Source organism: Candidatus Pantoea soli, from assembly GCF_007833795.1.
Classification (GTDB): domain Bacteria; phylum Pseudomonadota; class Gammaproteobacteria; order Enterobacterales; family Enterobacteriaceae; genus Pantoea; species Pantoea soli.
Genome location: NZ_CP032702.1, coordinates 1,989,934 through 2,013,490 on the forward strand (window position 1 = coordinate 1,989,934; position 23,557 = coordinate 2,013,490).

Sequence of the window (23,557 nt, forward strand, 5' to 3'; positions counted from 1 at the left end):
GTTTTTCTCTGTTGGCTCAGAAACGATAGCCAACACCAAAGAAGAACACCCAGGGATCGATGCGCGTATCAATGTTCTTTTGCACGCCGCCTGCCTTAAACTTCACTTCCGTATCAATATCCATGTACCACAGCGACGCGTTCAGCATCCAGTCGCGGTTAATCTGATAATCCAGACCGACCTGGCCGGCAGCGCCCCACGAATCTTTGACGCTGAGATCGCTCAGCCCGGCATCCCGGCCGGTCTGATTGAATTTGGCATCATAGAAGATGGTGTAGTTGATACCGACCCCCACATACGGCCGCACCGCGCTGTTGCTGTCCAGAAAGTAGTATTGCGCCATCAGCGTGGGTGGCAGCTGGCGTACGGTGGCCAGATTACCGGTCGGGCCAAGCCCGACTTTATGGCGGAATGGCGTGGCCGCCAGCAGTTCAACACCCAGATGATCGGTTGCCATCCAGGTCAGCGTCAGACCCAGCTGGGTATCATTGCTGACGCTAAATCCGCCCATTCCCATCACATTGTCAGAGCCTTCAGTGGGCCGCACGGTGGCGCTCCCGGCGCGGACAAACACATCGCCTGCCTGATGGGCCAGCGCCAGTTGGGGAAGCGCCAGCGACATCAGCAGCGCACAGGTTCTCAGTTTCATTATCACTCCTTTGCCAGAACAGGGTATCAGGGCTTTTCGCGGCACCATGTGTACCCTTTTTCCGGCAAAAGATCATCTGCATCAGTTCCGGTTAAGTAGTTAAAAAACAATGATTTGATTCAGATCAATTTTGCCTTTACACGCAGACATAAAATTCCTGTTGCTGAAAGTTCACGGCGAAATTATGTTGCTCTTTCCCTTTGTGATTTTGGTTCGATGCCTCAGGAGTGGCGGGCGATCAGATGAGCGATTCACTTAACCCTTGTATGACCTGCGGCGCCTGCTGCGCCCATTTCCGCGTTTCTTTTTACTGGGCTGAAGCCGATGATGCCGGCGGCGTCGTGCCGGTTGAACTTACCGAGCCCCTGAGCCTGTTAATGCGCAATATGCGCGGCACCAACGACCGCCCCCCGCGCTGCATTGCGCTCCAGGGCGAGCCGGGCAGCTGCGTCTCGTGCGGGATATATTCACAGCTCCCGTCACCCTGCCGCGAATTTGCCATGTCGGGCGAAAATGGCGTGTGGAATGAAGCCTGCGATCGGGCGCGGGCGCGCTACGGCCTGCCTGCGCTTTTTCACCCTTCTTTACCTGATATGACAGAAAGTTATGGCATTGCAGGTGCCAGCCAGCCAGCAGAACATGTACAATCGCCGGGTTAATTAACCCGGTTCCTTCAAGGAGTGTACATGTCTATCACGGCAAGCTCGTTATACCGTGACACAGGAAATTTTCTGCGCCATCAGCTGGTCACCATTGTGCTGATGGCGCTGCTGACCTCGTTTATTACCGTTATTGTTGGCCATGCCTTAACGCCAGGTGAGGATCAGCTTTCGCTGCTGAGCCAGACCGATGACAGCGCCTCATCGCTGTTTGAACTGGTGCAGAACATGTCACCGGATCAGCAGCGCATTCTGCTGCGCGCGTCCGCTGCCGGTACGTTCGCTGCGCTGATCGGCAATACGCTGCTGCTCGGCGGTATGCTGTGCCTGATCCCGATGGTCTCCAGTGGCCAGCGCGTCAGCGCCCTGCGGGCCATCGGCGCCTCTGCCCCGCTGCTGCCGAAACTGCTGTTGCAGACCTTCCTGATTACACTGCTGGTCCAGCTGGGCTTTATGGTGCTGATGGTGCCTGGCGTGCTGCTGGCCATACTGCTGTCGCTGGCGCCGGTGATGCTGGTGAGCGAAAAACAGGGCGTCATCGGTGCCATGCGCGCCAGTATGCGTCTGGCCTGGAAAAACATTAAGGTGATCGCGCCGGCAATTGTGCTGTGGTTACTGGCGAAGATTGTGCTGATGTTTTTCTTCTCCTCACTGACGGTGCTGCCGGCCAACGTGGCGTCTGTGGTGCTGAATGCGCTGGGTAATCTGGTTTCTGCCATTCTGATTATTTATTTGTACCGGCTCTATATGCTGTTACGTTAAGCGTTGCGGCGCTCAGCTGAGCGCCTTAACTGAATGCTTTTGTTCTGACTGGAAACGCTATGAAGCAGTTACTCGATTTTCTTCCCCTGGTGGTGTTCTTCATCTTCTACAAGCTCTATGACATTTTTGTCGCGTCAGGTGCGCTGGTGATTGCTACCGGTATCGCGCTGGTGATCAGCTGGGTGCTGTACCGCAAACTGGAGAAAATGACCCTGTTCACCTTTGTGCTGGTGGCGGTGTTCGGCACGCTGACCTATGTCTTCCACAACGATGAATTCATCAAATGGAAAGTCACCGTCATCTACTCACTGTTCGCGCTGGCGCTGCTGTACAGCCAGTGGTTTATGAAGCAGCCGCTGATCCAGACCATGCTGGGCAAAGAGCTGCAGCTGCCAAGGACGGTCTGGCGCAGGCTGAATATCGCCTGGGCGCTCTTCTTCCTCGCCTGCGGCCTGGCAAATATCTACGTCGCGTTTTGGTTATCGCAGGAATTTTGGGTTAATTTTAAAGTGTTCGGTCTGACTGGCCTCACCCTGCTGTTTACCCTGTTAAGCGGTGTTTATATCTGGCGACAGATGCCGCAGCAGGAACAAAAATAATATCCCGCTGCCCGGTGCTGACCGGGCTTCTCTTCACCTGCAGAAGAACTGAGCAATGGACGAAAAACATAAGTTGCCGCAAGGCGAAATGGTGTCGCGTACCCTGGCGATGCCGGCCGATACCAATGCCAATGGCGATATTTTTGGCGGCTGGCTGATGTCACAGATGGACATGGGCGGTGCCATTATGGCGAAAGAGATCGCTGAAGGCCGCGTCGTCACCGTCCGCGTTGACGGCATGAGCTTTCTCAAACCGGTAGCGGTTGGCGACGTGGTGAGCTGTTACGCCCGCTGCATCCGCACCGGCAATAGCTCTATGACCATCAATGTGGAGGTGTGGATTAAGAAAGTCTCATCCGAGCCGATCGGTCAGACCTACTGCGCCACCGAGGCGGTCTTTGTCTATGTCGCCGTAGATAACGCCGGGAAATCCCGTCCGCTGCCGCCGGGTAAAGCTAACCTCAGCGACTGACCGGCAAAAAAAAGCGGTCATTACGCTGACCGCTTGTGTCGTTTATTCGAGGTTGGCCCCGCCGTTGATGCGGAACACAATGTTCATGGTCAGTCCCGTGCCCGGCCGGCCTGGCTGATAGCGCCACTTTTTCATCGCCGTTTTCACTTCGCGTTCAAACATGTTGCGCGGCTCAGCTGAGATGATGTCGATATTATCCACGCGGCCCTCGCTGTCCACGTCAAACTTCACGCGCACCCGCCCTTCCACACGCAGCGCAAACGCGCGTGCCGGATAAGCAGGCTTGCTGACGCTCATGGCTTTCGGCCCGCTGGAAACCGCGGGAGCTGGCGTCGGGTTCGCTTTCGGTGCCGTCGCTGGCCGCGTCTGCGTGGCTGGCGCATCCTGTTTAAACGGATTATCCGGCGCGCGGGTCTTTGCCTGCGGTTTCGGTTCGGTTTTCTTTACGACCTTTTTCTCAACCTTCTTCCCGGCTTTCTTCTCAACCTTTTTCTCTGCCTGAGGTTTGGGTCGGGGTTCAGGTTTCGGCATGGGCACCGCTTTTGCGACCGGCGGTTCAGGCGCTGGTTCAGGCTCTGGTTCTGGTTGCGGCACCGGTTCTGCTACCGCTGGCGCAGCAGCGGCCGGGGCCGGTTCTGGCTGCACTTCCGGCGCCACCAGGCTGATGCTGATCGGCTGTGAGGCTTTAGGCACCTCAATGGTCTGATGAAGCGAGGCATAGAGGATGCCCGCGATGACCGAAGCGTGAAGCACCACGGAAACAACGACCGCAATGGGGGTACGTGCTGGAAAAGGTGAAGTCAACGTCGTCATATCAGTCTTGTTCATTGAGTGAGGCACAGATTTTAAATGCAAATAGCAATCAGTTTCAATAACTCATGCTGTTGCCTGGCGCAGAAAGGGCATTTTTAACCGCGCCTGCGCTGTATGACGCTGAGATTATCTTTCGTTTGCACTCTGATTACCGATCACTTAACGTGTCTCGCAAATTCGGCCAGTCTAACGGGAGTATCCCATCGTGCTTTACCTCATTTATGCGGAAGATACCGCAGATTCACTGGAAAAACGCAACGCCGTACGTCCCGCTCACCTCGCCCGTCTGCAGCTGCTGCAGGATGAAGGTCGCCTGATTGTGGCCGGACCGCTGCCTGCGGTTGACAGCAACGATCCCGGCCCGGCGGGCTTCACCGGCTCTGCGATTGTTGCCGAATTCCCGTCACTGGAAGCCGCGCAGTCATGGGCCAAAGACGATCCTTACATCGCAGCAGGCGTGTATGAGAAAGTCGCGGTTAAACCGTTTAAACGCGTGTTCTGATCCATGTGGCTGTCGGTGTTACTGCTGGTGACGGTGCTGCTGCTGATTGGGCGGGCACTGTGGCTGTGGCGGCAGCAGGGCTGGCGTCAGGCGCGCCAGCACATTGTGCTGATGGTGGTGCTGGCGGCCGCGCTGCAGATCGTGAATGTCACGCTGGTGCTGCGCGGCCACTAAAGGCCGCACAGCGGCTCAGAGATTCTGGGTAATAAACAGGATGGAGCGGCGCTGCTGCTGCGCCACCTGATGGCGAATGGCGTGAATACGTTTATAGCGCCGTGACTGCCCTTCCAGCCAGCGCGCGCGGCGACGGTGAACCTGGCGTAACATTCTCCAGCGCGCCACTTCGTTTCTGCTTCGTCTCATCACATCCTCTCACACAGACTAAACTCGCCGGGCATTATAGAGATCTGACAAAAAATGCCAAATCGAAACCTTCATTGAAACGTCATTCACGATTAAAGGTTTCACTGACGCACGTCACCACGTAAACTTTGCCCATCAAAGCGCGAACAGGATGTCCACTTAATGGCTACGTTTTATACCCTTATCAGCTGGCTGCTGCTGTTTGGCTACTGGTTGCTGATTGCGGGTGTCACGCTGCGTATTCTGATGAAGCGGCGGGCGGTCACGTCAGCAATGGCCTGGCTGCTTATCATCTATATTCTGCCGCTGGTGGGGATCATTGCCTATCTCTCCTTCGGTGAGCTGCACCTCGGCAAGCGCCGCGCAGAGCGGGCGCGCACCATGTGGCCTTCCACCGCCAGGTGGCTTAGCGATCTCAAACAGTGCCGCCATATTTTCGCCACCGAGCACAGTGACGTTGCGCGTTCGCTGTTTGAACTGTGCCGGCATCGGCAGGGCATTGCCGGGGTTAAAGGCAATCAGCTGCAGCTGCTCACCAGTTCCGACGATGTGATGAAAGCGCTGATCCGCGATATTCAGCTGGCGCGCCACAATATCGAGATGGTGTTCTATATCTGGCAGCCCGGCGGCCTGGCGGACGAGGTGGCAGAATCGCTAATGGCCGCGTCACGGCGCGGCGTGCACTGCCGCCTGATGCTGGATTCTGCCGGCAGCGTGACCTTTTTCCGCAGCCCGTGGGTGGGCATGATGCGTAACGCCGGCATTGACGTGGTGGAAGCGCTGCAGGTGAGCCTGTTACGTGTCTTCCTGCGCCGCATGGATTTACGCCAGCACCGCAAAGTGGTGCTGATTGATAACTATATTGCCTATACCGGCAGCATGAACCTGGTGGATCCGCGCTTCTTCAAGCAGGAGGCCGGCGTCGGCCAGTGGATTGATCTGATGGCGCGTATGGAAGGCCCGGTGGCCACCACCATGGGCATTGTCTACGCCTGCGACTGGGAGATTGAAACCGGTAAGCGTATTCTGCCGCCCGCGCCGGATGGCAACATCATGCCGTTTGAACAGGAGAGCGGCCACACTATTCAGGTGATCGCCTCCGGCCCCGGTTTTCCGGAAGACATGATCCATCAGGCCCTGCTCACGGCTGTTTACTCCGCGCGTGAACAGCTGATCATGACCACGCCCTACTTCGTGCCGAGCGATGACCTGCTGCATGCCATCTGCACCGCGGCGTTGCGCGGGGTGGAAGTCAGCATTATCGTGCCGCGCCATAATGACTCTCTGCTGGTGGGCTGGGCCAGTCGCGCGTTCTTTACTGAGCTGCTGGAAGCCGGGGTGAAAATTTATCAGTTCGAGGATGGCCTGCTGCACACCAAGAGCGTGCTGGTGGATGGGCAGCTCAGCCTGGTGGGCACCGTCAATCTGGATATGCGCAGCCTGTGGCTCAATTTTGAAATCACGCTGGTGGTAGATGATGACGGCTTTGGCAGCGATCTCGCCACCGTGCAGGATGACTATATTGCCCGCTCCCGCCTGCTGGACGGCGCCCGCTGGGCAAAACGTGCCTGGTGGCAACGCATCGTCGAACGACTGTTTTACTTCTTTAGCCCTTTACTGTAAAACGAGCGGAAATATTACCGCCGCAGGGCAAGCAGGAATGACCATGGATTTAAATAATCGCCTTACCGAAGATGAAACGCTGGAACAGGCTTACGATATTTTTCTTGAGCTGGCAGGCGATAACCTCGATCCCGCAGACATCATTCTGTTTAATCTGCAGTTTGAGGAGCGCGGTGGCGCAGAGCTGTTTGACCCGGCAGAAGACTGGCAGGAACACGTGGATTTTGACCTGAACCCCGATTTCTTCGCCGAAGTGGTGATTGGTCTGGGCGAAGCGGATGGCGAACCGATCACCGACATCTTTGCCCGCGTGCTGTTGTGCCGCGAAAAAGACCACAAGCTGTGCCACATTTTGTGGCGTGAATAAGCGATGTAACACAAAAACGCCGGGCAGATGCCCGGCGTTTGCTTTTTGACGCGGCGCTGAGGTTACAGCGGGTCTACCTTCAGGCAGGAGACCGCATGACGGAAGCTGCCTTCCAGCAACGGACGGGTTTTCGCACACTCCGGTCCGGCAATCGGGCAGCGGGTTCGGAATACGCAGCCGGAGGGCGGATTGATAGGCGAAGGCAGTTCCCCTTCCAGCAGCTGGATTTGCTTATTCTTCTCCAGATCCGGATCGGGAATCGGCACCGCCGACATCAGCGCCCGGGTATAAGGATGCTGTGGATTGTTATACACCGCATCATAGGTGCCCAGCTCCACTGCATGGCCTAAATACATCACCAGCACGCGATCGGAAATATGCTTCACCACCGCCAGGTCGTGGGCGATAAAAATCAGCGACAGCCCCATCTCGCGCTGCAACTGCTGCAGCAGGTTGACCACCTGCGCCTGAATCGACACGTCCAGCGCTGAGACCGGTTCATCACAGATGATCAGCTTTGGTTCGAGGATCAGCGCTCGCGCAATGCCGATACGCTGACACTGCCCGCCGGAGAACTCGTGCGGATAACGGTTGATGAGGTTTGGCAGCAGCCCTACCTTCATCATCATAGTTTTAACTTTATCCTTCACCTGCTGGCGCGGCATCTTCGGATAGTAGGTGCGCAGCGGCTCGGCGATGATATCGCCGATGGTCATACGCGGATTCAGCGATGCCAGCGGATCCTGGAAGATCATCTGAATATCACTGCGCGCCTGACGCCACTCTTCCTGACTCTGTCCCAGCAGATCGCGGCCCAGCCAGGCAACGCGGCCGTCGGTCGCTTTTACCAGACCGATAATGGCGCGCGCCAGCGTCGATTTCCCGCAGCCGGACTCACCGACCACACCGAGCGTTTCGCCTTCATACAGGCGCAGGCTGACACCATCCACGGCCTTCAGCGTCTTAGGCGGCTGCCAGAACCACTGCCGGCCATCTTTGATGTCAAAATGCACTTTGAGATCGGCAATCTCCAGCAGCACTTTTTTCTCTTCTGTCAGGGTGCTCATACCAGCTCCTCCACCGGCTTGAAGCAGGCGCGCAGGCGCCCGTCACCAAAGGGTTCCAGCGGCGGCGACTTGCTGCAGATCTCCATGGCCCAGGCACAGCGCGGCTGGAACGGACAGCCCTGCGGCAGGCGCAGCAGATTAGGCGGATTGCCCGGAATGGTGGTCAGGGATTCACCTTCCGCATCCAGACGCGGCACAGCACTAAGCAGGCCAATGGAATACGGATGCGCCGGCTGATAAAACACATCGCGCGCCCGGCCATACTCCATGGTGCGTCCGGCGTACATCACCAGCACTTTGTCACAGATGCCGGCTACCACGCCGAGATCGTGGGTGATCATAATAATCGCGGTGTTGAATTCGCGTTTCAGCTCGTTCAGCAGCGTCATGATTTGCGCCTGTACGGTCACGTCCAGCGCCGTGGTGGGCTCATCGGCAATCAGCAGCTTAGGCCGGCACAGCAGCGCCATAGCGATCATGACGCGCTGGCGCATCCCGCCTGAAAACTCATGCGGGAACATTTTCATGCGCTTGCGCGCCTCGGGCATTTTCACCGCGTCCAGCATGCGCACCGATTCTTCGAACGCCTGTGCGCTGTTCATGCCTTTGTGCAGCTTCAGCACTTCCATCAGCTGCTCGCCCACCCGCATATATGGGTTAAGCGAGGTCATCGGATCCTGGAAAATCATCGCAATCTGTTCGGCGCGCAGCCGGTTCAGCTTGCTTTCCGGCAGGTTGAGAATTTCTGCGCCATTGAATTTCGCCGAGCCTCCGATGCGGCCATTTTTCGCCAGCAGGCCCATCAGTGCAAAGGCAGTTTGCGATTTTCCGGAGCCGGATTCGCCGACAATGCCCAGCGTTTCACCGGCACGCAGCGAAAAGTTGAGATCGTTTACGGCGGTTACATCGCCATCGTGCGTGGCAAAGGTGACGCGCAGATCTTTTACATCCAGCAGCAGGTTTCCGTTTCCCGCCTGCGCAGCCGTCGCCGGCTGAATTTCATGAATAGACATCGGGAAATTCCTTAACGATCTTTCGGGTCGAGGGCATCACGCAGACCGTCGCCGATAAAGTTAAAACAGAACAGCGTTACTACCAGGAAACCGGCCGGGAACATCAGCAGCCACGGCGACACCTCCATTGAGTTCGCGCCGTCACTCAGCAACGCGCCCCAGCTGCTCAGCGGTTCCTGTGTCCCCAGCCCCAGGAAGCTCAGGAAGGATTCAAACAGGATCATGCTTGGTACCAGCAGCGAGGCGTAGACCACCACTACACCCAGTACGTTTGGCACGATGTGACGCAGTACAATATTGCCGGTGGATACCCCGCCGACCTGCGCCGCTTCAATGAACTCTTTGCGTTTCAGCCCCAGCGTCTGTCCGCGCACAATACGTGCCATATCCAGCCAGGAGACCATGCCGATCGCCACAAAAATCAGCAGAATGTTGCGACCGAAAAAGGTCACCAGCAGGATGACAAAGAACATGAACGGAAACGAGTTGAGGATCTCCAGAATACGCATCATCACGGAGTCAATTTTGCCCCCGAGGTAGCCCGCCAGCGATCCATACAGCGTGCCCACCAGCACCGCGATCAGCGCCGAGGCGATGCCCACCATCAGCGAGATACGTCCGCCGATGGCGACGCGCACCAGCAGGTCACGCCCGGAGGAGTCCGTACCAAACCAGTGACCGGAAGTGGTATCAGGCGGTGAGGACATCATCGCCCAGTCGGTATCGTCATAGCGGAACTGCGCCAGCATCGGGGCAAAGATCACGAACAGCGCAATCAGCAGGAGCACCAGCAGGCTGATCAGCGCAGCGCGGTTGTGAATAAAGCGACGCCGCGCATCCTGCCACAGGCTGCGCCCTTCCACTTCCAGCTTCTCGCTGAACGTATCAAGAGCTTCGCTGTTTTTCTTACTTAACATCATGAGCGAGCTCCAGCATCAGTAACGGATTTTCGGATCGATAACGGCATACAGCACATCCACGATCGCATTAAACAGAATGGTCAGCACCCCGACCAGGATGGTCAGGCTCATCACCAGTGAGTAGTCGCGGTTCAGCGCGCCGTTAACAAACAGCTGGCCAATGCCCGGCAGACCGTAGATCGATTCAATCACCATGGAACCGGTAATGATGCCGACAAACGCCGGTCCCATATAGGACAGCACCGGCAGCAGCGCAGGACGCAGTGCGTGGCGCAGCACAATACGGCGCAGCGGCAACCCTTTGGCGCGCGCCGTGCGGATAAAGTTAGAGTGCATGACTTCAATCATCGATCCGCGCGTGATACGCGCAATACTGGCGATATAGGCCAGCGACAGCGCCACCATCGGCAGCAGCATGTAGTTCCACTGCCCGCCGTTCCAGCCGCCGCCCGGCAGCCAGCGCAGGGTGATGGCAAAGATCAGCACCAGCAGCGGTGCTACCACAAAGCTGGGTATCACGACGCCGGTCATGGCGACCCCCATCACCGCGTAATCCCACAGGCTGTTCTGCTTCAGCGCAGCGATGACCCCTGCCGTCACACCCAGCACCACCGCGAGGAAAAAGGCGGCGAGGCCCAGTTTGGCTGAGACCGGAAACGCGTGCCCGACCAGATAGTTCACCGAGTAGTCTTTGTACTTAAACGACGGGCCGAAATCACCGTGCGCCAGCTGAACCAGATAGCTGAGGTACTGTTTGCCGATCGGATCGTTGAGATGGTATTTGGCTTCAATGTTGGCCATCACTTCCGGTGACAGCGTGCGCTCGCCGGTAAACGGGCTGCCGGGTGCCAGGCGCATCATGAAGAAGGAGATCGTAATAAGGATGAAGAGCGTCGGAATAGCTTCCAGAAGCCGACGCAGGATGAATTTTAACATTGCCGTACCTACCAGGCTGTTGCTTCACAAAGTCAAAAAGGCGGCGCCGCAGCACCGCCACTGTCGATAGCCTGAGTGCTATTAGTGCTTAATGATGTACAGATTCTTATCGAGGCTCTTATCCAGCGGATCGTTGCCGGTATAGCCGCCGACGTACGGTTTCACCAGACGCGCGTTGACATAGTAATAGACCGGCACGATGGTGCTGTCCTTATCCAGAATCTGCTCGGCTTTCTGGTAATCGGCCACGCGGGCTTTATCATCGGCAGCCTGCACCGCGTCATGAATCACCTTGTCAAAATCGGCGCTCTTATAGTGCGAAGTGTTACTGCTGCTGTCCGACAGCATGATGTTCAGGAATGAGGTCGGCTCGTTGTAGTCCGCACACCAGGCCGCACGGGAGACGTCAAAGTTGCCCTGATGGCGGGTATCAAGAAAGGTTTTCCACTCCTGGTTCTCCAGCTTGATGTTAACGCCGATATTCTTTTTCCAGATGGAAGAAGCAGCGATCGCCAGCTTTTTGTGCAGATCGGAGGTGTTATACAGCAGGTTAAAGGTCAGCGGCTTGTCAGCGGTGTAGCCCGCTTCAGCCAGCAGTTTCTTCGCTTCGGCGTTACGCTTGTTCTGGTCCCACTTGAACCAGTCCGGTGGCAGCAGCTCCATGCCATCGGTTGCTGGCGGTGTAAAGCTGTACGCCGGCATCTGGCCCTGCGCCAGCACTTTGTTCACCATGATGTCGCGATCCAGCCCCAGCTTCAGCGCGGTACGGACGCGCGGGTCGGTGAATGGCGCTTTCTGGTTGTTGATCTCGTAGTAGTAGGTGCAAAGGTATGGCTTCACCATCAGCTCTTTACCGTTGTCACGCTGCAGCTTTTTAAACAGCTCAATCGGCATGTTGTTATAGGTGATATCGCTGCCGTTTTCCGAGAAGTAGCGGTTAACGTCGCTGACTTCGGAGTTGATCGGCAGGAAGGTCACTTTGTTCAGCACCGTGTGTTCGTTATCCCAGTACTGCGGGTTGCGCACCACGGTGACACGTTCGTTGATTACGTGTGATTCCAGTTTAAAGGCGCCGTTACCCACCCAGTTCTGCGGCTGGGTCCACTGATCGCCGAATTTTTCAATCGCCGGTTTGTAAACCGGGGACATCACGGAGTTGATCAGCAGCTTATAGAAGTAAGGCACCGGCTGGCTCAGCGTCACCTGCAGCGTATGGTCATCCAGCGCTTTAACGCCCAGATCGGTGACCGGTTTTTTACCGGCAATGATGTCGTCCACGTTATCAATGTGGCCATACTGCGGATAGCTGGCATACGGCGACGCGGTTTTTGGGTCCACCAGACGCTGCCAGCTGTACACGAAGTCCTGCGCGGTCACCGGCTCACCGTTGGACCATTTGGCATTTTTACGCAGATGGAAGGTCCAGACTTTGAAATCTTTGTTTTCCCAGCTCTCCGCCACGCCCGGAATCGGCTTGCCGTTGCTGTCGCTGATGATCAGCCCTTCATAGAGATCGCGCGCAATGTTGTCTTCCGGTACGCCTTCAATTTTATGCGGATCCAGCGACTGCACTTCATCGCCGTTACCGCGCACCAGTTCCTGTTTTGCAGCCAGTTCAGTACCTGCCGGCACCGTTGCGGCCAGCGCAGCATTCCCTGCCAGCGTGCCGATGGCCGCCAGTACGCCTGCGGCGATCAGACTTTTTTTCGTGATGTTGTTCATTATTACGCTCCAGTTTTATTATCGTCACCGGGTCGGCAGGCCGCCCGGCGTACCCCGTTTCCGGGAGATCTCCGCCTGTCTGAACGAAGACCACTGCACCCCTGCAGGGTTACCACGGTATCGTGACGTCCGACTGTAGCGCCGGTTCGTCCCGTTACTCAATGTTTCTTTATGTAATAGTATTTCAGCGCCAGCATATCCTGCGGATCGTTACCGGTGAAGCCGCCTACCCAGGGCTTCACCAGCCGCACGCTGACGCGATAATAGACCGGCACAATGGCGGAATCCTGATCCAGTTGCGCTTCCGCCTGCTGATACAGTGCCGCCCGCGCCGTCCGGTCGCTGGTACCCAGCGTCTGCGCCATCAGTGCATCAAAGGCGTCGCTGTGGTAGAAGGCGGTGTTATTGGATGACCCGCCCAGCAGCATATTCAGGAAGGTCGAAGGTTCGTTATAATCGGCGCACCAGGTGGCACGTACCACGTCATATTGCGCCTGACGGCGCGTCTCCAGCAGCGTTTTCCACTCCTGGTTCTGCAGCGTAACCTGCGCACCAAGGTTTTTCTGCCACATTGAGGCTGCGGCAATCGCCTGGCGTTTGTTTTGCTCAGAGGTGTTGTAGAGCAGTGTAAAACGCAGCGGATGTTGCGCGGTGAAACCGGCCTCCGCCAGCAGCGCTTTTGCTGACGCATTGCGCTCCGCCTGACTTTGTCTGGCCCAGGCTGGATCGCGCAGCGTCACGCCCTGCGTAAACGGCGGCGTCAGCCCGTAAGCCGGAATCTGTCCCTGGCCCATGATTTTCTGCGCAATGACATCGCGGTCCAGCGTCAGCTTCAGGGCGGCGCGCACCCGCGCGTCGTTAAACGGCGGCTTTTTGTTGTTGATTTCATAATAGAACGTGCAGAGGAGCGGGCTGATTCTGACCTCATTACCCAGCGTCTGCTGCAGTTTTTTAAACATATCCGGCGGCACGACACTGTTGGTCATGTCCGTTCCGCCGCTGCGGTAGCGATTGATGTCACTGGTTTCTGACGTGAGCGCCAGAAAGGTGCCCTGCTCCAGCACGGTGTGGGCATTGTCCCAGTAGTGCGGGTTACGCTTCACCACAATTTTTTCATTCACTACCCAGTCAGCCAGGGTGTAAGCGCCATTGCCCACATAGTGCTGTGGCTGCGTCCACTGCTCACCCCATTTTTCCACGGCCGGACGGTAAACCGGCTTCATGGAGGTATGTGCCAGCATATCGACAAAATAGGGAACCGGTTCGGATAACGTGACCTGCAGATGATGATCGTCCAGCGCTTTAACACCCAGCGTGTCCGGTGCGGCTTTGCCGGCGAGGATAGCGTCGATGTTGACCACGTGCGCGGTCTGCAGATAGCTGGCATACGGAGAGGCGGTGTGCGGATCGGCCAGCCGCTGCCAGCTGTAAACGAAATCCTGCGCCGTCACCGGCTCACCGTTGCTCCAGCGCGCCGTGGATCGCAGCGTGAATGTCCAGACACGGCCCTCTTCGCTCTGCCATTTTTCAGCCACGCCTGGCACCAGCTGGCCGTTATTATCGGTTTCGACCAGGCCTTCAAGCAGGTTGCGAATAACGTTCGATTCCGGCACGCCTTCTGTTTTTTGCGGATCTAAGGAAGAGACTTCAGAGCCATTATTAATCACGATGCGTTGCACATCAGCTAAGGGTGTGCCGGCCGGAACAGCGGCGCCCTGTACGGATGACAGCCCCACTGACAGGCTGAGCGCCAGACTCACGCGCGCGGCCACTTTCGCTACCTTATATTTCATTAATCAATATCTGCCTTAAACAGGAACCTGATAGCGAGTAAGCAAGAAACGTACTCATTTGCGGCTAACAGATAAAAATTTTTGGATGCACCGGAAATTATCAGAAGCGTTATCCGCACGCCAAAGCTAAACCACAAAAATGTTAGCTAATTCTCTTTTATCACGTCTCGCGATGCAGGAAAAGCGTTAATTAACAGCCTGAATTATTGATTATCATTCTGTTTTTGATAGATAAATTGTGATTTATGCGCGTTATTTGCGCGCCTTTCAACAATTCTGGCAACTTTTACAGCATTCACTGCAATCGCGCAAAATGGCCGTAGCATGCATTGGCTCAGGATTAAAAAACCCTGTTCGATGCTGGAATGAAGAAATTATGCAGAGAGAAATACTGTGATAATTATCACATATTATCGGGATGCTATACGAGGCTGGTCTGCGGTCAGTAGCGAAGGTTATAACCGGCGATGTTTATTAAGCTGGCTGAATAAAAACACCAAAATAGTGCAACCCGCCGATGCAATGCACTATTTTGGTTCATTTTAATGTTTCACGCTGAAAAATAACGCGGCTTAATTTACCAGGCCCGGAAACAGCGCTTTAATGCCGGTGACAACAAATTCAATGCCCAGCGCCATCAGCAATAACCCCATGATACGGGTAATGACGTTAATCCCGGTCTGACCCAGCACCCGCACCATTAAAGGCGCAGCGCGAAACAGCAGCCAGCAGCAGAAGGCGAATACTGCAATGGCCACGCTAAAACCCAGCAGGTTAAGCCAGCTGTGATAACGGGAACTCCAGACGATGGTTGAGCTGATGGCACCCGGTCCGGCCATCAGCGGCAATGCGAGCGGCACCACGCCAATGCTTTCCCGGATAGCGGTTTCTGATTTTTCCTGTTTGTTCTGCTTATCCTCACCGAGTTTGCCGCTGATCATCGACATCGCGATAGTAACAACCAGAATGCCGCCGGCAATGCGGAAAGAATCAATCGAAATGCCAAACAGATGCAGAATGCCGTCGCCAAGAAACAGCGAGGTCCACAGAATGATGGCCACGGCAAGATTGGCTGTCAGGTTGGTTTTATTACGCTCTGCCACTGCCTGATAGCTGGTCATGCTGATAAACACCGGAATGATACCTACCGGATTTACCAGGGCGAATAAACCGACAAAAAACTTAATATAGCCGGACAGGTCAAGTAGCACAGGGGTCAAAATGGGCTCCAGAAGATGGCGTTCAAAACGCGCTTAATGTAGTGCATTAGCCTGCCGGAAAACCAGAGGTGAACACAGAAATATCTGCTGCTTTAGCGGTAAAGTCTGGTTCATCTCTCTGATATGGCCGGACAGTTATCGCATCGTGACTACGTGGTTAACGCGCTGCAAAACGCCCTGCTAACTTTACTTGCAAAAGTCAGAGCTGAAAGGTGTCAGCCCGGATCTGATTTGATCTGCATCAAAATTGACCTCTCCGCACAGGGGTAGTCTATCCCCATCAACCCGTGAAACAGCCACCTTTCAGGGCCAAACCCTTTTAGTAAGCAGCGGCGGCGCGGGCCAGCCTGGCGAAAATATAGCCAGCCCGGCGCTATACTTCAACCTTCAGGCTTGCTTACTAAAAGAGTTTAACTTCCTCAGGAGAGTACCATGGCCGTTACTAATGTTGCCGAACTGAACGCACTGGTCGAACGTGTCAAACAGGCACAGCGTGAATATGCCAGTTTTAGTCAGGAACAGGTGGATACCATTTTCCGTGCAGCCGCGCTTGCCGCAGCCGATGCCCGTATCCCGCTTGCCAAAATGGCGGTTGCCGAATCCGGCATGGGCATTGTTGAAGACAAGGTTATCAAAAACCATTTCGCCTCTGAATACATCTACAACGCGTATAAAGATGAAAAAACCTGTGGCGTGCTGGAAACTGACGACACCTTTGGTACCATCACCATCGCTGAACCGATTGGCCTGATTTGCGGCATTGTGCCGACCACTAACCCGACTTCCACCGCGATTTTTAAAGCGCTCATCAGCCTGAAAACCCGCAACGGTATTATTTTCTCCCCTCATCCGCGCGCCAAAGATGCCACCAATAAAGCGGCGGACATTGTGCTGCAGGCGGCTATCGCCGCCGGTGCCCCAAAAGATATTATCGGCTGGATTGATGCCCCCTCTGTCGAGCTGTCCAATCAGCTGATGCATCATCCGGATATCAACCTGATTCTGGCGACCGGCGGACCGGGCATGGTGAAAGCGGCTTACAGCTCAGGTAAACCGGCAATTGGTGTCGGTGCCGGGAACACGCCGGTGGTGATTGACGAAACCGCCGATGTGAAGCGTGCCGTGGCATCAATTCTGATGTCTAAAACCTTCGACAACGGCGTCATCTGTGCTTCTGAGCAGTCAGTAATTGTGGTGGATGCCGTTTATGACGCCGTGCGTGAACGTTTTGCCAGCCACGGTGGCTATCTGCTGCGGGGCGAAGAACTCAGGGCCGTGCAGAATATCATTCTGAAAAATGGCGCTCTCAATGCGGCTATCGTCGGGCAACCTGCGTATAAAATTGCCGAGCTGGCAGGCATTAGCGTGCCGGTGAATACCAAGATCCTGATTGGTGAAGTCAACGCAGTGGATGAGTCGGAGCCGTTTGCGCATGAGAAACTATCGCCAACGTTAGCCATGTACCGCGCCACAGACTTCAGCGATGCCGTTAACAAAGCAGAGAAGCTGGTGGCGATGGGCGGCATCGGTCACACCTCCTGCCTCTATACAGACCAGGATAACCAGCGCGAGCGCGTACATGCCTTTGGCGACCGGATGAAAACCGCACGCATCCTGATTAATACCCCGGCTTCGCAGGGCGGCATCGGCGATCTGTATAACTTCAAGCTGGCCCCTTCCCTGACCCTGGGCTGCGGCTCATGGGGCGGCAACTCCATTTCAGAAAACGTCGGGCCAAAACACCTTATCAACAAGAAAACCGTCGCCAAGCGAGCAGAAAATATGTTATGGCACAAACTTCCTAAATCCATCTATTTCCGCCGCGGCTCACTGCCTGTTGCGCTGGAGGAAGTGGCGACAGATGGCGCTAAACGCGCTTTCATCGTCACGGACCGCTTCCTGTTCAACAACGGCTATGCGGACCAGGTGACCCGCGTTCTGAAGGCGCATGGCATTGAAACCGAAGTGTTCTTTGAAGTGGAAGCTGACCCGACGCTGAGCATCGTGCGCAAAGGAGCGGAGCAGATGAACAGCTTTAAGCCAGACGTTATCATCGCCCTCGGCGGCGGTTCGCCGATGGATGCGGCGAAAATCATGTGGGTCATGTATGAACATCCGGAAACGCATTTTGAAGAGCTGGCCCTGCGCTTTATGGACATCCGGAAACGTATCTACAAGTTCCCGAAAATGGGCGTGAAGGCCCGTATGGTGGCGATCACAACCACCTCCGGTACCGGTTCGGAAGTCACGCCGTTTGCGGTGGTCACTGACGACGCCACCGGCCAGAAATACCCGCTGGCGGATTATGCGCTGACACCGGACATGGCCATTGTGGATGCCAATCTGGTGATGGATATGCCGCGCTCGCTGTGCGCGTTTGGCGGTCTGGATGCCGTCACGCATGCGCTGGAAGCCTATGTATCCGTGCTGGCTAATGAATACTCTGACGGTCAGGCCTTACAGGCCCTGAAGCTGCTGAAAGAGAACCTGCCAGCCAGCTATCGTGAGGGAGCCAAAAATCCGGTGGCGCGCGAACGCGTACACAATGCGGCCACCATCGCCGGTATCGCCTTTGCCAATGCCTTCCTCGGCGTGTGTCACTCAATGGCACACAAGCTGGGTTCGGAGTTCCATATTCCGCACGGCCTGGCCAACGCCCTGCTGATCTGCAATGTCATTCGCTATAACGCCAACGACAACCCGACAAAACAGACCGCATTCAGTCAGTATGACCGTCCGCAGGCGCGGCGGCGTTATGCGGAAATTGCTGACCATCTTGGCCTGAGCGCCGCCGGTGACCGCACCGCGCAGAAAATTGAAAAACTGCTGGCGTGGCTGGAAGAGATGAAAACGCAGCTGGGTATTCCTGCCTCAATCCGTGAAGCGGGCGTACAGGAAGCGGATTTCCTGGCAAAAGTGGATAAGCTGGCGGATGATGCCTTTGACGATCAATGTACCGGCGCGAATCCGCGTTATCCGCTGATTGCTGAACTGAAACAAATTATGCTGGATACCTATTATGGCCGTCAGTTTTCTGAAGGCGCCGAGCCAGCAGCGGCAAACAGTGAAATCAGCGTCATAAAAGCAGAGAAAAAAACGAAAAAGGCCTGAGTGCCCGCGTTAAAAAACCCGCTACGGCGGGTTTTTTTATATCCGCGGTTTTCAGATCGTCGGTTGTTGCGCATCATGAATGGCATTTAACGAACCGTCTTCGATAGCCTGTTTATAATGTTTGCGGCAGACGGAAATATAGCGTTCGTTGCCGCCAATCACCACCTGCTCCCCTTCACTGAACGGTTTACCGTCCGCATCAAGACGTAACACCATACTGGCTTTACGTCCGCAGTGGCAGACTGTTTTCAGCTCCACCAGCTTATCCGCCCATGCCAGTAAATACTGACTGCCGGTAAATAATTCACCGCGGAAATCAGTTCGCAGGCCATAGCACAGCACCGGAATGTCCATCTTATCGACGACATCCGATAACGCACGCACCTGTTCACGGGTGAGAAACTGACTCTCATCCACCAGGACACAGTGTACCGGCTGCTGCGCATGCTGCGCGGCAATCTCTTCCAGCAGCGCCGTGTCGGCGTTATATAACCAGGCGGGCGAAGAGAGCCCGATACGTGAGCTGACTTTGCCTGCACCAAAGCGGTCATCAATTTCCGCGGTATACACCAGGGTGCGCATACCGCGTTCCTGATAATTGTAAGAAGACTGCAACAGCGCGGTTGATTTGCCTGCATTCATCGCAGAGTAATAAAAATAGAGTTGGGCCATACGCAAAATCTCATCACAGCGTAATTTGTTGCGCGAGAGTCTACCATAAAGCGCGGGCACGGGTGCGGCGGATTAATTTTTATCATTTGCTCAAATTAACGTCAGCCACCCTGAGCGAGCCGGGAAAAAAAGGTACAGCACATTATGATAAAGCCAGACTCGCGCCACGCTTTAATTCCGCTTAATTAACGATGACACCTGAGATTTAGCGTGGAATTTCAGGCAGCCCGGTCAATTTAACCGCGCTAAATTGCCATAACAATATATAAAATGCAGGTTAACCGGCGCTCACCACTTTAACTTTACGTTTTACATATAACTTCGGCTATTGCAGTAATTTTTTTCCAACACTATTATGAGTCGGCAGAACAACTCCCTTTATTATATTTTGAGATTAGGACAATGAGCGAAGCACTTAAAATTCTTAATAATATCCGTACATTGCGCGCCCAGGCCCGGGAATGCTCTCTGGAAACTTTAGAAGAGATGCTGGAGAAGCTGGAAGTTGTCGTGAATGAACGCCGTGAAGAAGAGAGCCATGCGCAGGCAGAAAATGCCGAGCGTACCCGCAAGCTGGAGCAATATCGCGAAATGCTGCTGGCGGATGGTATTGATCCAAACGAATTACTGCAGGCTTTAACGGAAACCAAAACGCCGGGTAAAGCCAGACGTCCTGCCCGTCCGGCAAAATATGCTTATGTCGATGAAAACGGTGAAAACCGTACGTGGACCGGTCAGGGTCGTACACCGGCCGTTATTAAAAAAGCCATTGAAGAACAAGGTAAACAACTGGACGATTTTCTGCTGTAAGGTGCCAGTGCTTCGAACAGTCAGCCATCACGCGCTGTGTTCTGATTTACACCAGGTATAAAAAAAGGAAGCCGCTGGCTTCCTTTTTTTTGCTGATTACTGCTGGTAGAACGCGCGATACCAGTTCACAAATTGCTGTACGCCCTGCTCTACGCTGGTCTGTGGACGGAACTGAATGGCGTCATACAGCGGCTGAGTATCGGCACTGGTTCCCAGCACATCCCCGGGCTGCAGCGGCAGCATATTTTTCACCGCTTCAATACCCAGCGCCTTTTCCAGTGACTCAATATAGGTCATCAGGCTGGTCGGCTGACTGTTACCGATATTATAAACGCGATACGGCGCTGAACTGCTGGCCGGTGAGCCGGTTTCAACCGTCCAGTTTTCATCGGGCTGCGGAATCACATCCTGCAGGCGCACAATGGCTTCGGCAATATCATCGATATAGGTGAAATCGCGCGTCATTTCACCACGGTTATAGACGTCGATAGCTTCACCGGCCAGCATGGCCCGGGTGAATTTAAACAGCGCCATATCCGGTCGTCCCCACGGGCCATAAACAGTGAAAAAGCGCAGGCCAGTGGTAGGAATCTGATAAAGATGAGAATAGGTGTGCGACATCAGTTCGTTGGCTTTTTTGGTCGCCGCATAAAGCGAAACCGGATGATCAACGGAATCATCGGTAGAAAATGGCATTTTGCGGTTCAGACCATAAACGGAACTGGATGAAGCATAGAGAAGATGGCCGATTTTATGATGACGGCACCCTTCCAGAATATTGAGATGCCCCGTTAAGTTCGCATCGGCATACACGTGCGGGTTATCAATGGAATAGCGTACGCCGGCCTGTGCGCCTAAATGAATGACGCGATCAAACGGGTGCTGGCTGAACAGAGAAGAAATGGCCTGGCGGTCTGCCAGGTCCATTTTAATAAAGGTAAATGCGGGATGCTGTCCGATCTGGTCGAGACGCGCCTGTTTCAGACTGACATCATAATAGTCATTCAGGTTGTCGATACCGACAACCTGGTGACCGGCGGCCAGTAAACGCTGGCTGACATGAAAACCAATAAAACCTGCCGCGCCGGTAACCAGAAAATTCATACATCCCTCATTAATTACGCAATTTGAATAGACGCTCCGCGGCCGATTGCATAATAAACGAAGCCGCGTTTGCTGATACGCTCTGGATCATACAGGTTACGACCATCAAAAATCACGGGTTCTTTTAACGCGGCTTTGATGACGTCGAAATCTGGCGCACGGAAATTCTGCCACTCCGTGCAAATCACCAGACCATCGGCACCCTGCAGCGCAGCTTCTTTGGTACCGGTCAGTTTCAGATCGTCACGGTGACCATAGATGCGCTGTGCTTCTTCCATCGCTTCCGGGTCGAAGGCCTGCACGGTAGCGCCCGCTTCCCATAATGCTTCCATCAGCACACGGCTGGACGCTTCACGCATGTCGTCGGTGTTCGGTTTGAACGCCAGGCCCCACAGCGCGAAGGTTTTACCGCGTAAGTCATCACCAAAGTGGCGTTTGATGAAGGTTGGCAGCTTGTTCTTCTGCGAATCATTCACATCTTCCACCGCCTGTAACAGGCGCGGCGTGTAACCAATCGACTCCGCAGTGCGAATCAGCGCCTGCACGTCTTTCGGGAAGCATGAACCGCCGTAGCCACAGCCCGGATAGATGAAGTGATAACCGATACGTGAATCCGAACCGATGCCCTGACGCACTTTTTCGACGTCGGCACCCAGGCGCTCAGCCAGGTTGGAAATCTCGTTCATGAAGCTGATTTTGGTCGCCAGCATGCAGTTCGCAGCATACTTGGTCAGTTCCGCACTGCGGATATCCATCAGAATCATGCGGTCGTGGTTACGGTTGAATGGCTCATACAGCTCACGCAGCAGCTCCACCACTTCGTCGTTGTCGGTGCCGACAACGATACGCTCCGGACGCATGCAGTCATTTACCGCTGCGCCTTCCTTGAGGAATTCCGGGTTGGAAACTACGTCAAAGGTCATGCTGACGTTACGTTTCTGCAGCGTCTCTTCCATCACGGCACGCACGCGGTCAGCGGTGCCCACCGGAACGGTAGATTTGTCGATCACCACTTTATGATCGTTCATGTATTGCGCAATGGTGCGCGCAACCGCAGTCACATATTTCAGGTCGGCGGAACCATCTTCATCCGGTGGGGTTCCCACGGCGATAAACTGCATTACACCGTGATTTACGCCCTCTTCCGCGTTGGTGCTGAACTTAAGGCGACCCGCTTCGTAATTAGACATAACCAGCGGCGTCAGGCCGGGTTCGAAAATCGGGATGATGCCTTTTTTCAGGTTTTCGACTTTTTTCTCGTCGACATCAATACAGAGAACGTCATGTCCGACTTCGGCCAACACCGCAGCCTGAACCAGACCGACATAGCCGATACCAAATACAGTGACTTTCATTGAATTATCCTGTGTTTAATGAATTACTTTTTGTTGCCTACTGCACCGTCGAGCCACTGTGCGAAATCTTTGCCCAGCACCGGATGACGAACGCCGTATTCAACAAAAGCTTGCATATAACCCAGTTTGTTACCGCAGTCATGGCTGACACCGGTCAGGTGATAAGCTTCCACGGTCTCTTTTTCCATCAGCATGGCGATAGAGTCAGTCAGCTGAACTTCGCCGCCTGCGCCCGGAGGGGTTTTCGCCAGCAGAGGCCAGATGTCCGCAGACAGTACGTAACGGCCCACTACCGCCAGGTTTGAAGGCGCTTCAGACGCTTTTGGCTTCTCAACCACGCCTACCATTGGTGCGCTCTGGCCTGGTGCCAGTTCAGCGCCCTGGCAGTCCACCACACCATAGGCGGTAACGTCTGCAACAGGCTCAACCATGATCTGGCTGTGACCGGTTTCTTCAAAGCGGCTCAGCATTTCTGCCAGGTTGTCTTTGGTTGGGTTTGATTCGTATTCGTCGATGATCACGTCCGGCAGAATGACCGCCACCGGCTCGTCACCCACCAGCGGGTGTGCACACATCACTGCGTGACCCAGGCCTTTCGCAATACCCTGACGAACCTGCATGATGGTCACGTGCGGCGGGCAGATAGACTGGATTTCATCCAGCAGCTGACGCTTAACACGTTTTTCCAGCATGGCTTCCAGTTCGAAGCTGGTATCGAAGTGGTTTTCGATGGAGTTTTTAGAAGAGTGTGTAACCAGCACAATCTCGTTGATGCCCGCAGCAATACACTCGTTGACGACATACTGGATCAACGGCTTATCGACCAGCGGTAACATCTCTTTTGGAATAGCTTTGGTAGCAGGCAGCATACGCGTACCCAGACCTGCAACCGGGATTACCGCTTTTTTTACTTTTGACTTATAGGCAGACATCAAATACCTCTCTTAATAGGCCGTTCAAGTTAATACTTGATATGTCGGTTTAAAAAACGAAATGAGTATATCAGTTACTGTCAGACGGATTTA

Annotated in this window: 24 protein-coding genes; 10 read left to right on the forward strand and 14 right to left on the reverse strand. The window is 54.8% G+C overall.

The genetic code is table 11. From position 1 onward, the window contains the following. Positions 1 to 16: 16 nt before the first annotated feature. On the reverse strand, positions 17 to 649 hold the full coding sequence (ompW, locus tag D8B20_RS09215) for an outer membrane protein OmpW (protein WP_145888599.1): 633 nt from the start codon (positions 647 to 649) through the stop codon (positions 17 to 19). Positions 650 to 891: 242 nt separating this feature from the next. Between ompW and D8B20_RS09220 the strand changes: the two genes are divergently transcribed. The 4 genes from D8B20_RS09220 to yciA are packed head-to-tail and all read left to right on the forward strand — an operon-like array spanning position 892 to position 3,141. Next, positions 892 to 1,308: a YkgJ family cysteine cluster protein gene (locus tag D8B20_RS09220; RefSeq protein ID WP_145888600.1), complete on the forward strand. Its 417-nt coding sequence runs from the start codon at positions 892 to 894 to the stop codon at positions 1,306 to 1,308. Positions 1,309 to 1,335: 27 nt separating this feature from the next. Then, positions 1,336 to 2,070, forward strand: coding sequence for a YciC family protein (locus D8B20_RS09225; RefSeq protein WP_145888601.1), 735 nt, complete (start codon positions 1,336 to 1,338; stop codon positions 2,068 to 2,070). A 59-nt stretch (positions 2,071 to 2,129) separates the two neighbouring features. After that, positions 2,130 to 2,669, forward strand: a complete 540-nt coding sequence (locus D8B20_RS09230; protein ID WP_145888602.1) for a septation protein A — start codon at positions 2,130 to 2,132, stop codon at positions 2,667 to 2,669. A gap of 55 nt (positions 2,670 to 2,724) precedes the next feature. Then, on the forward strand, positions 2,725 to 3,141 hold the full coding sequence (yciA, locus tag D8B20_RS09235) for an acyl-CoA thioester hydrolase YciA (RefSeq protein WP_145888603.1): 417 nt from the start codon (positions 2,725 to 2,727) through the stop codon (positions 3,139 to 3,141). Positions 3,142 to 3,183: 42 nt separating this feature from the next. Here the strand turns inward: yciA and tonB are convergent, their stop codons facing one another. After that, a complete protein-coding gene (tonB, locus tag D8B20_RS09240; RefSeq protein WP_186454352.1) occupies positions 3,184 to 3,954 on the reverse strand; it encodes a TonB system transport protein TonB in 771 nt (256 codons plus the stop codon). Positions 3,955 to 4,159: 205 nt separating this feature from the next. Here tonB and D8B20_RS09245 point away from each other — a divergent pair, with 205 nt between their 5' ends. Beyond that, a complete protein-coding gene (locus D8B20_RS09245) occupies positions 4,160 to 4,456 on the forward strand; it encodes a YciI family protein (RefSeq protein WP_145888605.1) in 297 nt (98 codons plus the stop codon). Positions 4,457 to 4,459: 3 nt separating this feature from the next. Continuing rightward, positions 4,460 to 4,630 (forward strand): hypothetical protein, encoded by a 171-nt coding sequence (locus D8B20_RS21595; protein WP_186454353.1) that lies wholly within the window; start codon positions 4,460 to 4,462, stop codon positions 4,628 to 4,630. Between the two features lie 15 nt (positions 4,631 to 4,645). On the opposite strand, the gene D8B20_RS09250 is transcribed toward D8B20_RS21595, so the two are convergent. Next, the gene (locus D8B20_RS09250; RefSeq protein ID WP_139074186.1) at positions 4,646 to 4,819 is read right to left on the reverse strand and encodes a YciY family protein; all 174 of its coding nucleotides are present in this window, start codon (positions 4,817 to 4,819) and stop codon (positions 4,646 to 4,648) included. A gap of 162 nt (positions 4,820 to 4,981) precedes the next feature. Here D8B20_RS09250 and cls point away from each other — a divergent pair, with 162 nt between their 5' ends. Both cls and D8B20_RS09260 read left to right on the forward strand, forming a co-directional pair. Further along, a complete protein-coding gene (cls, locus tag D8B20_RS09255) occupies positions 4,982 to 6,442 on the forward strand; it encodes a cardiolipin synthase (RefSeq protein WP_145888606.1) in 1,461 nt (486 codons plus the stop codon). A gap of 37 nt (positions 6,443 to 6,479) precedes the next feature. Beyond that, complete coding sequence (locus D8B20_RS09260; RefSeq protein ID WP_208613115.1) at positions 6,480 to 6,809, forward strand: HI1450 family dsDNA-mimic protein; 330 nt, start codon at positions 6,480 to 6,482, stop codon at positions 6,807 to 6,809. Between the two features lie 62 nt (positions 6,810 to 6,871). On the opposite strand, the gene oppF is transcribed toward D8B20_RS09260, so the two are convergent. The 7 genes from oppF to D8B20_RS09295 form a co-directional block, all read right to left on the reverse strand. Next, the gene (gene oppF / locus D8B20_RS09265) at positions 6,872 to 7,876 is read right to left on the reverse strand and encodes a murein tripeptide/oligopeptide ABC transporter ATP binding protein OppF (RefSeq protein WP_145888607.1); all 1,005 of its coding nucleotides are present in this window, start codon (positions 7,874 to 7,876) and stop codon (positions 6,872 to 6,874) included. Continuing rightward, positions 7,873 to 8,889 (reverse strand): ABC transporter ATP-binding protein, encoded by a 1,017-nt coding sequence (locus D8B20_RS09270; RefSeq protein ID WP_145888608.1) that lies wholly within the window; start codon positions 8,887 to 8,889, stop codon positions 7,873 to 7,875. Before D8B20_RS09270 ends, oppF begins: the two co-directional genes overlap by 4 nt. Positions 8,890 to 8,900: 11 nt before the next feature. Continuing rightward, a complete protein-coding gene (oppC, locus tag D8B20_RS09275; protein ID WP_145888609.1) occupies positions 8,901 to 9,809 on the reverse strand; it encodes an oligopeptide ABC transporter permease OppC in 909 nt (302 codons plus the stop codon). Between the two features lie 15 nt (positions 9,810 to 9,824). Beyond that, complete coding sequence (gene oppB / locus D8B20_RS09280; RefSeq protein WP_145888610.1) at positions 9,825 to 10,745, reverse strand: oligopeptide ABC transporter permease OppB; 921 nt, start codon at positions 10,743 to 10,745, stop codon at positions 9,825 to 9,827. 81 nt (positions 10,746 to 10,826) lie between these two features. After that, a complete protein-coding gene (oppA, locus tag D8B20_RS09285; RefSeq protein ID WP_145888611.1) occupies positions 10,827 to 12,467 on the reverse strand; it encodes an oligopeptide ABC transporter substrate-binding protein OppA in 1,641 nt (546 codons plus the stop codon). 158 nt (positions 12,468 to 12,625) lie between these two features. After that, entirely contained in the window at positions 12,626 to 14,260 is a 1,635-nt protein-coding gene (locus D8B20_RS09290) for an ABC transporter substrate-binding protein (RefSeq protein ID WP_145888612.1), read from the reverse strand. A 572-nt stretch (positions 14,261 to 14,832) separates the two neighbouring features. Further along, on the reverse strand, positions 14,833 to 15,480 hold the full coding sequence (locus tag D8B20_RS09295; protein WP_145888613.1) for a YchE family NAAT transporter: 648 nt from the start codon (positions 15,478 to 15,480) through the stop codon (positions 14,833 to 14,835). Between the two features lie 432 nt (positions 15,481 to 15,912). Here D8B20_RS09295 and adhE point away from each other — a divergent pair, with 432 nt between their 5' ends. Next, positions 15,913 to 18,591: a bifunctional acetaldehyde-CoA/alcohol dehydrogenase gene (gene adhE, locus D8B20_RS09300; RefSeq protein ID WP_145888614.1), complete on the forward strand. Its 2,679-nt coding sequence runs from the start codon at positions 15,913 to 15,915 to the stop codon at positions 18,589 to 18,591. Between the two features lie 51 nt (positions 18,592 to 18,642). On the opposite strand, the gene tdk is transcribed toward adhE, so the two are convergent. Further along, positions 18,643 to 19,263: a thymidine kinase gene (gene tdk, locus D8B20_RS09305; protein WP_145888615.1), complete on the reverse strand. Its 621-nt coding sequence runs from the start codon at positions 19,261 to 19,263 to the stop codon at positions 18,643 to 18,645. A 402-nt stretch (positions 19,264 to 19,665) separates the two neighbouring features. Here tdk and hns point away from each other — a divergent pair, with 402 nt between their 5' ends. Further along, entirely contained in the window at positions 19,666 to 20,073 is a 408-nt protein-coding gene (hns, locus tag D8B20_RS09310) for a histone-like nucleoid-structuring protein H-NS (protein ID WP_145888616.1), read from the forward strand. Between the two features lie 96 nt (positions 20,074 to 20,169). On the opposite strand, the gene D8B20_RS09315 is transcribed toward hns, so the two are convergent. From D8B20_RS09315 to galU, 3 genes are read right to left on the reverse strand one after another with little or no spacing between them, the layout of a single operon-like run. Then, positions 20,170 to 21,177, reverse strand: coding sequence for an NAD-dependent epimerase (locus D8B20_RS09315; protein WP_145888617.1), 1,008 nt, complete (start codon positions 21,175 to 21,177; stop codon positions 20,170 to 20,172). Between the two features lie 14 nt (positions 21,178 to 21,191). Beyond that, positions 21,192 to 22,532 (reverse strand): UDP-glucose dehydrogenase family protein, encoded by a 1,341-nt coding sequence (locus D8B20_RS09320; protein WP_145888618.1) that lies wholly within the window; start codon positions 22,530 to 22,532, stop codon positions 21,192 to 21,194. A 23-nt stretch (positions 22,533 to 22,555) separates the two neighbouring features. Further along, entirely contained in the window at positions 22,556 to 23,464 is a 909-nt protein-coding gene (gene galU / locus D8B20_RS09325) for a UTP--glucose-1-phosphate uridylyltransferase GalU (protein WP_145888619.1), read from the reverse strand. Between the last annotated feature and the right edge of the window lie 93 nt (positions 23,465 to 23,557).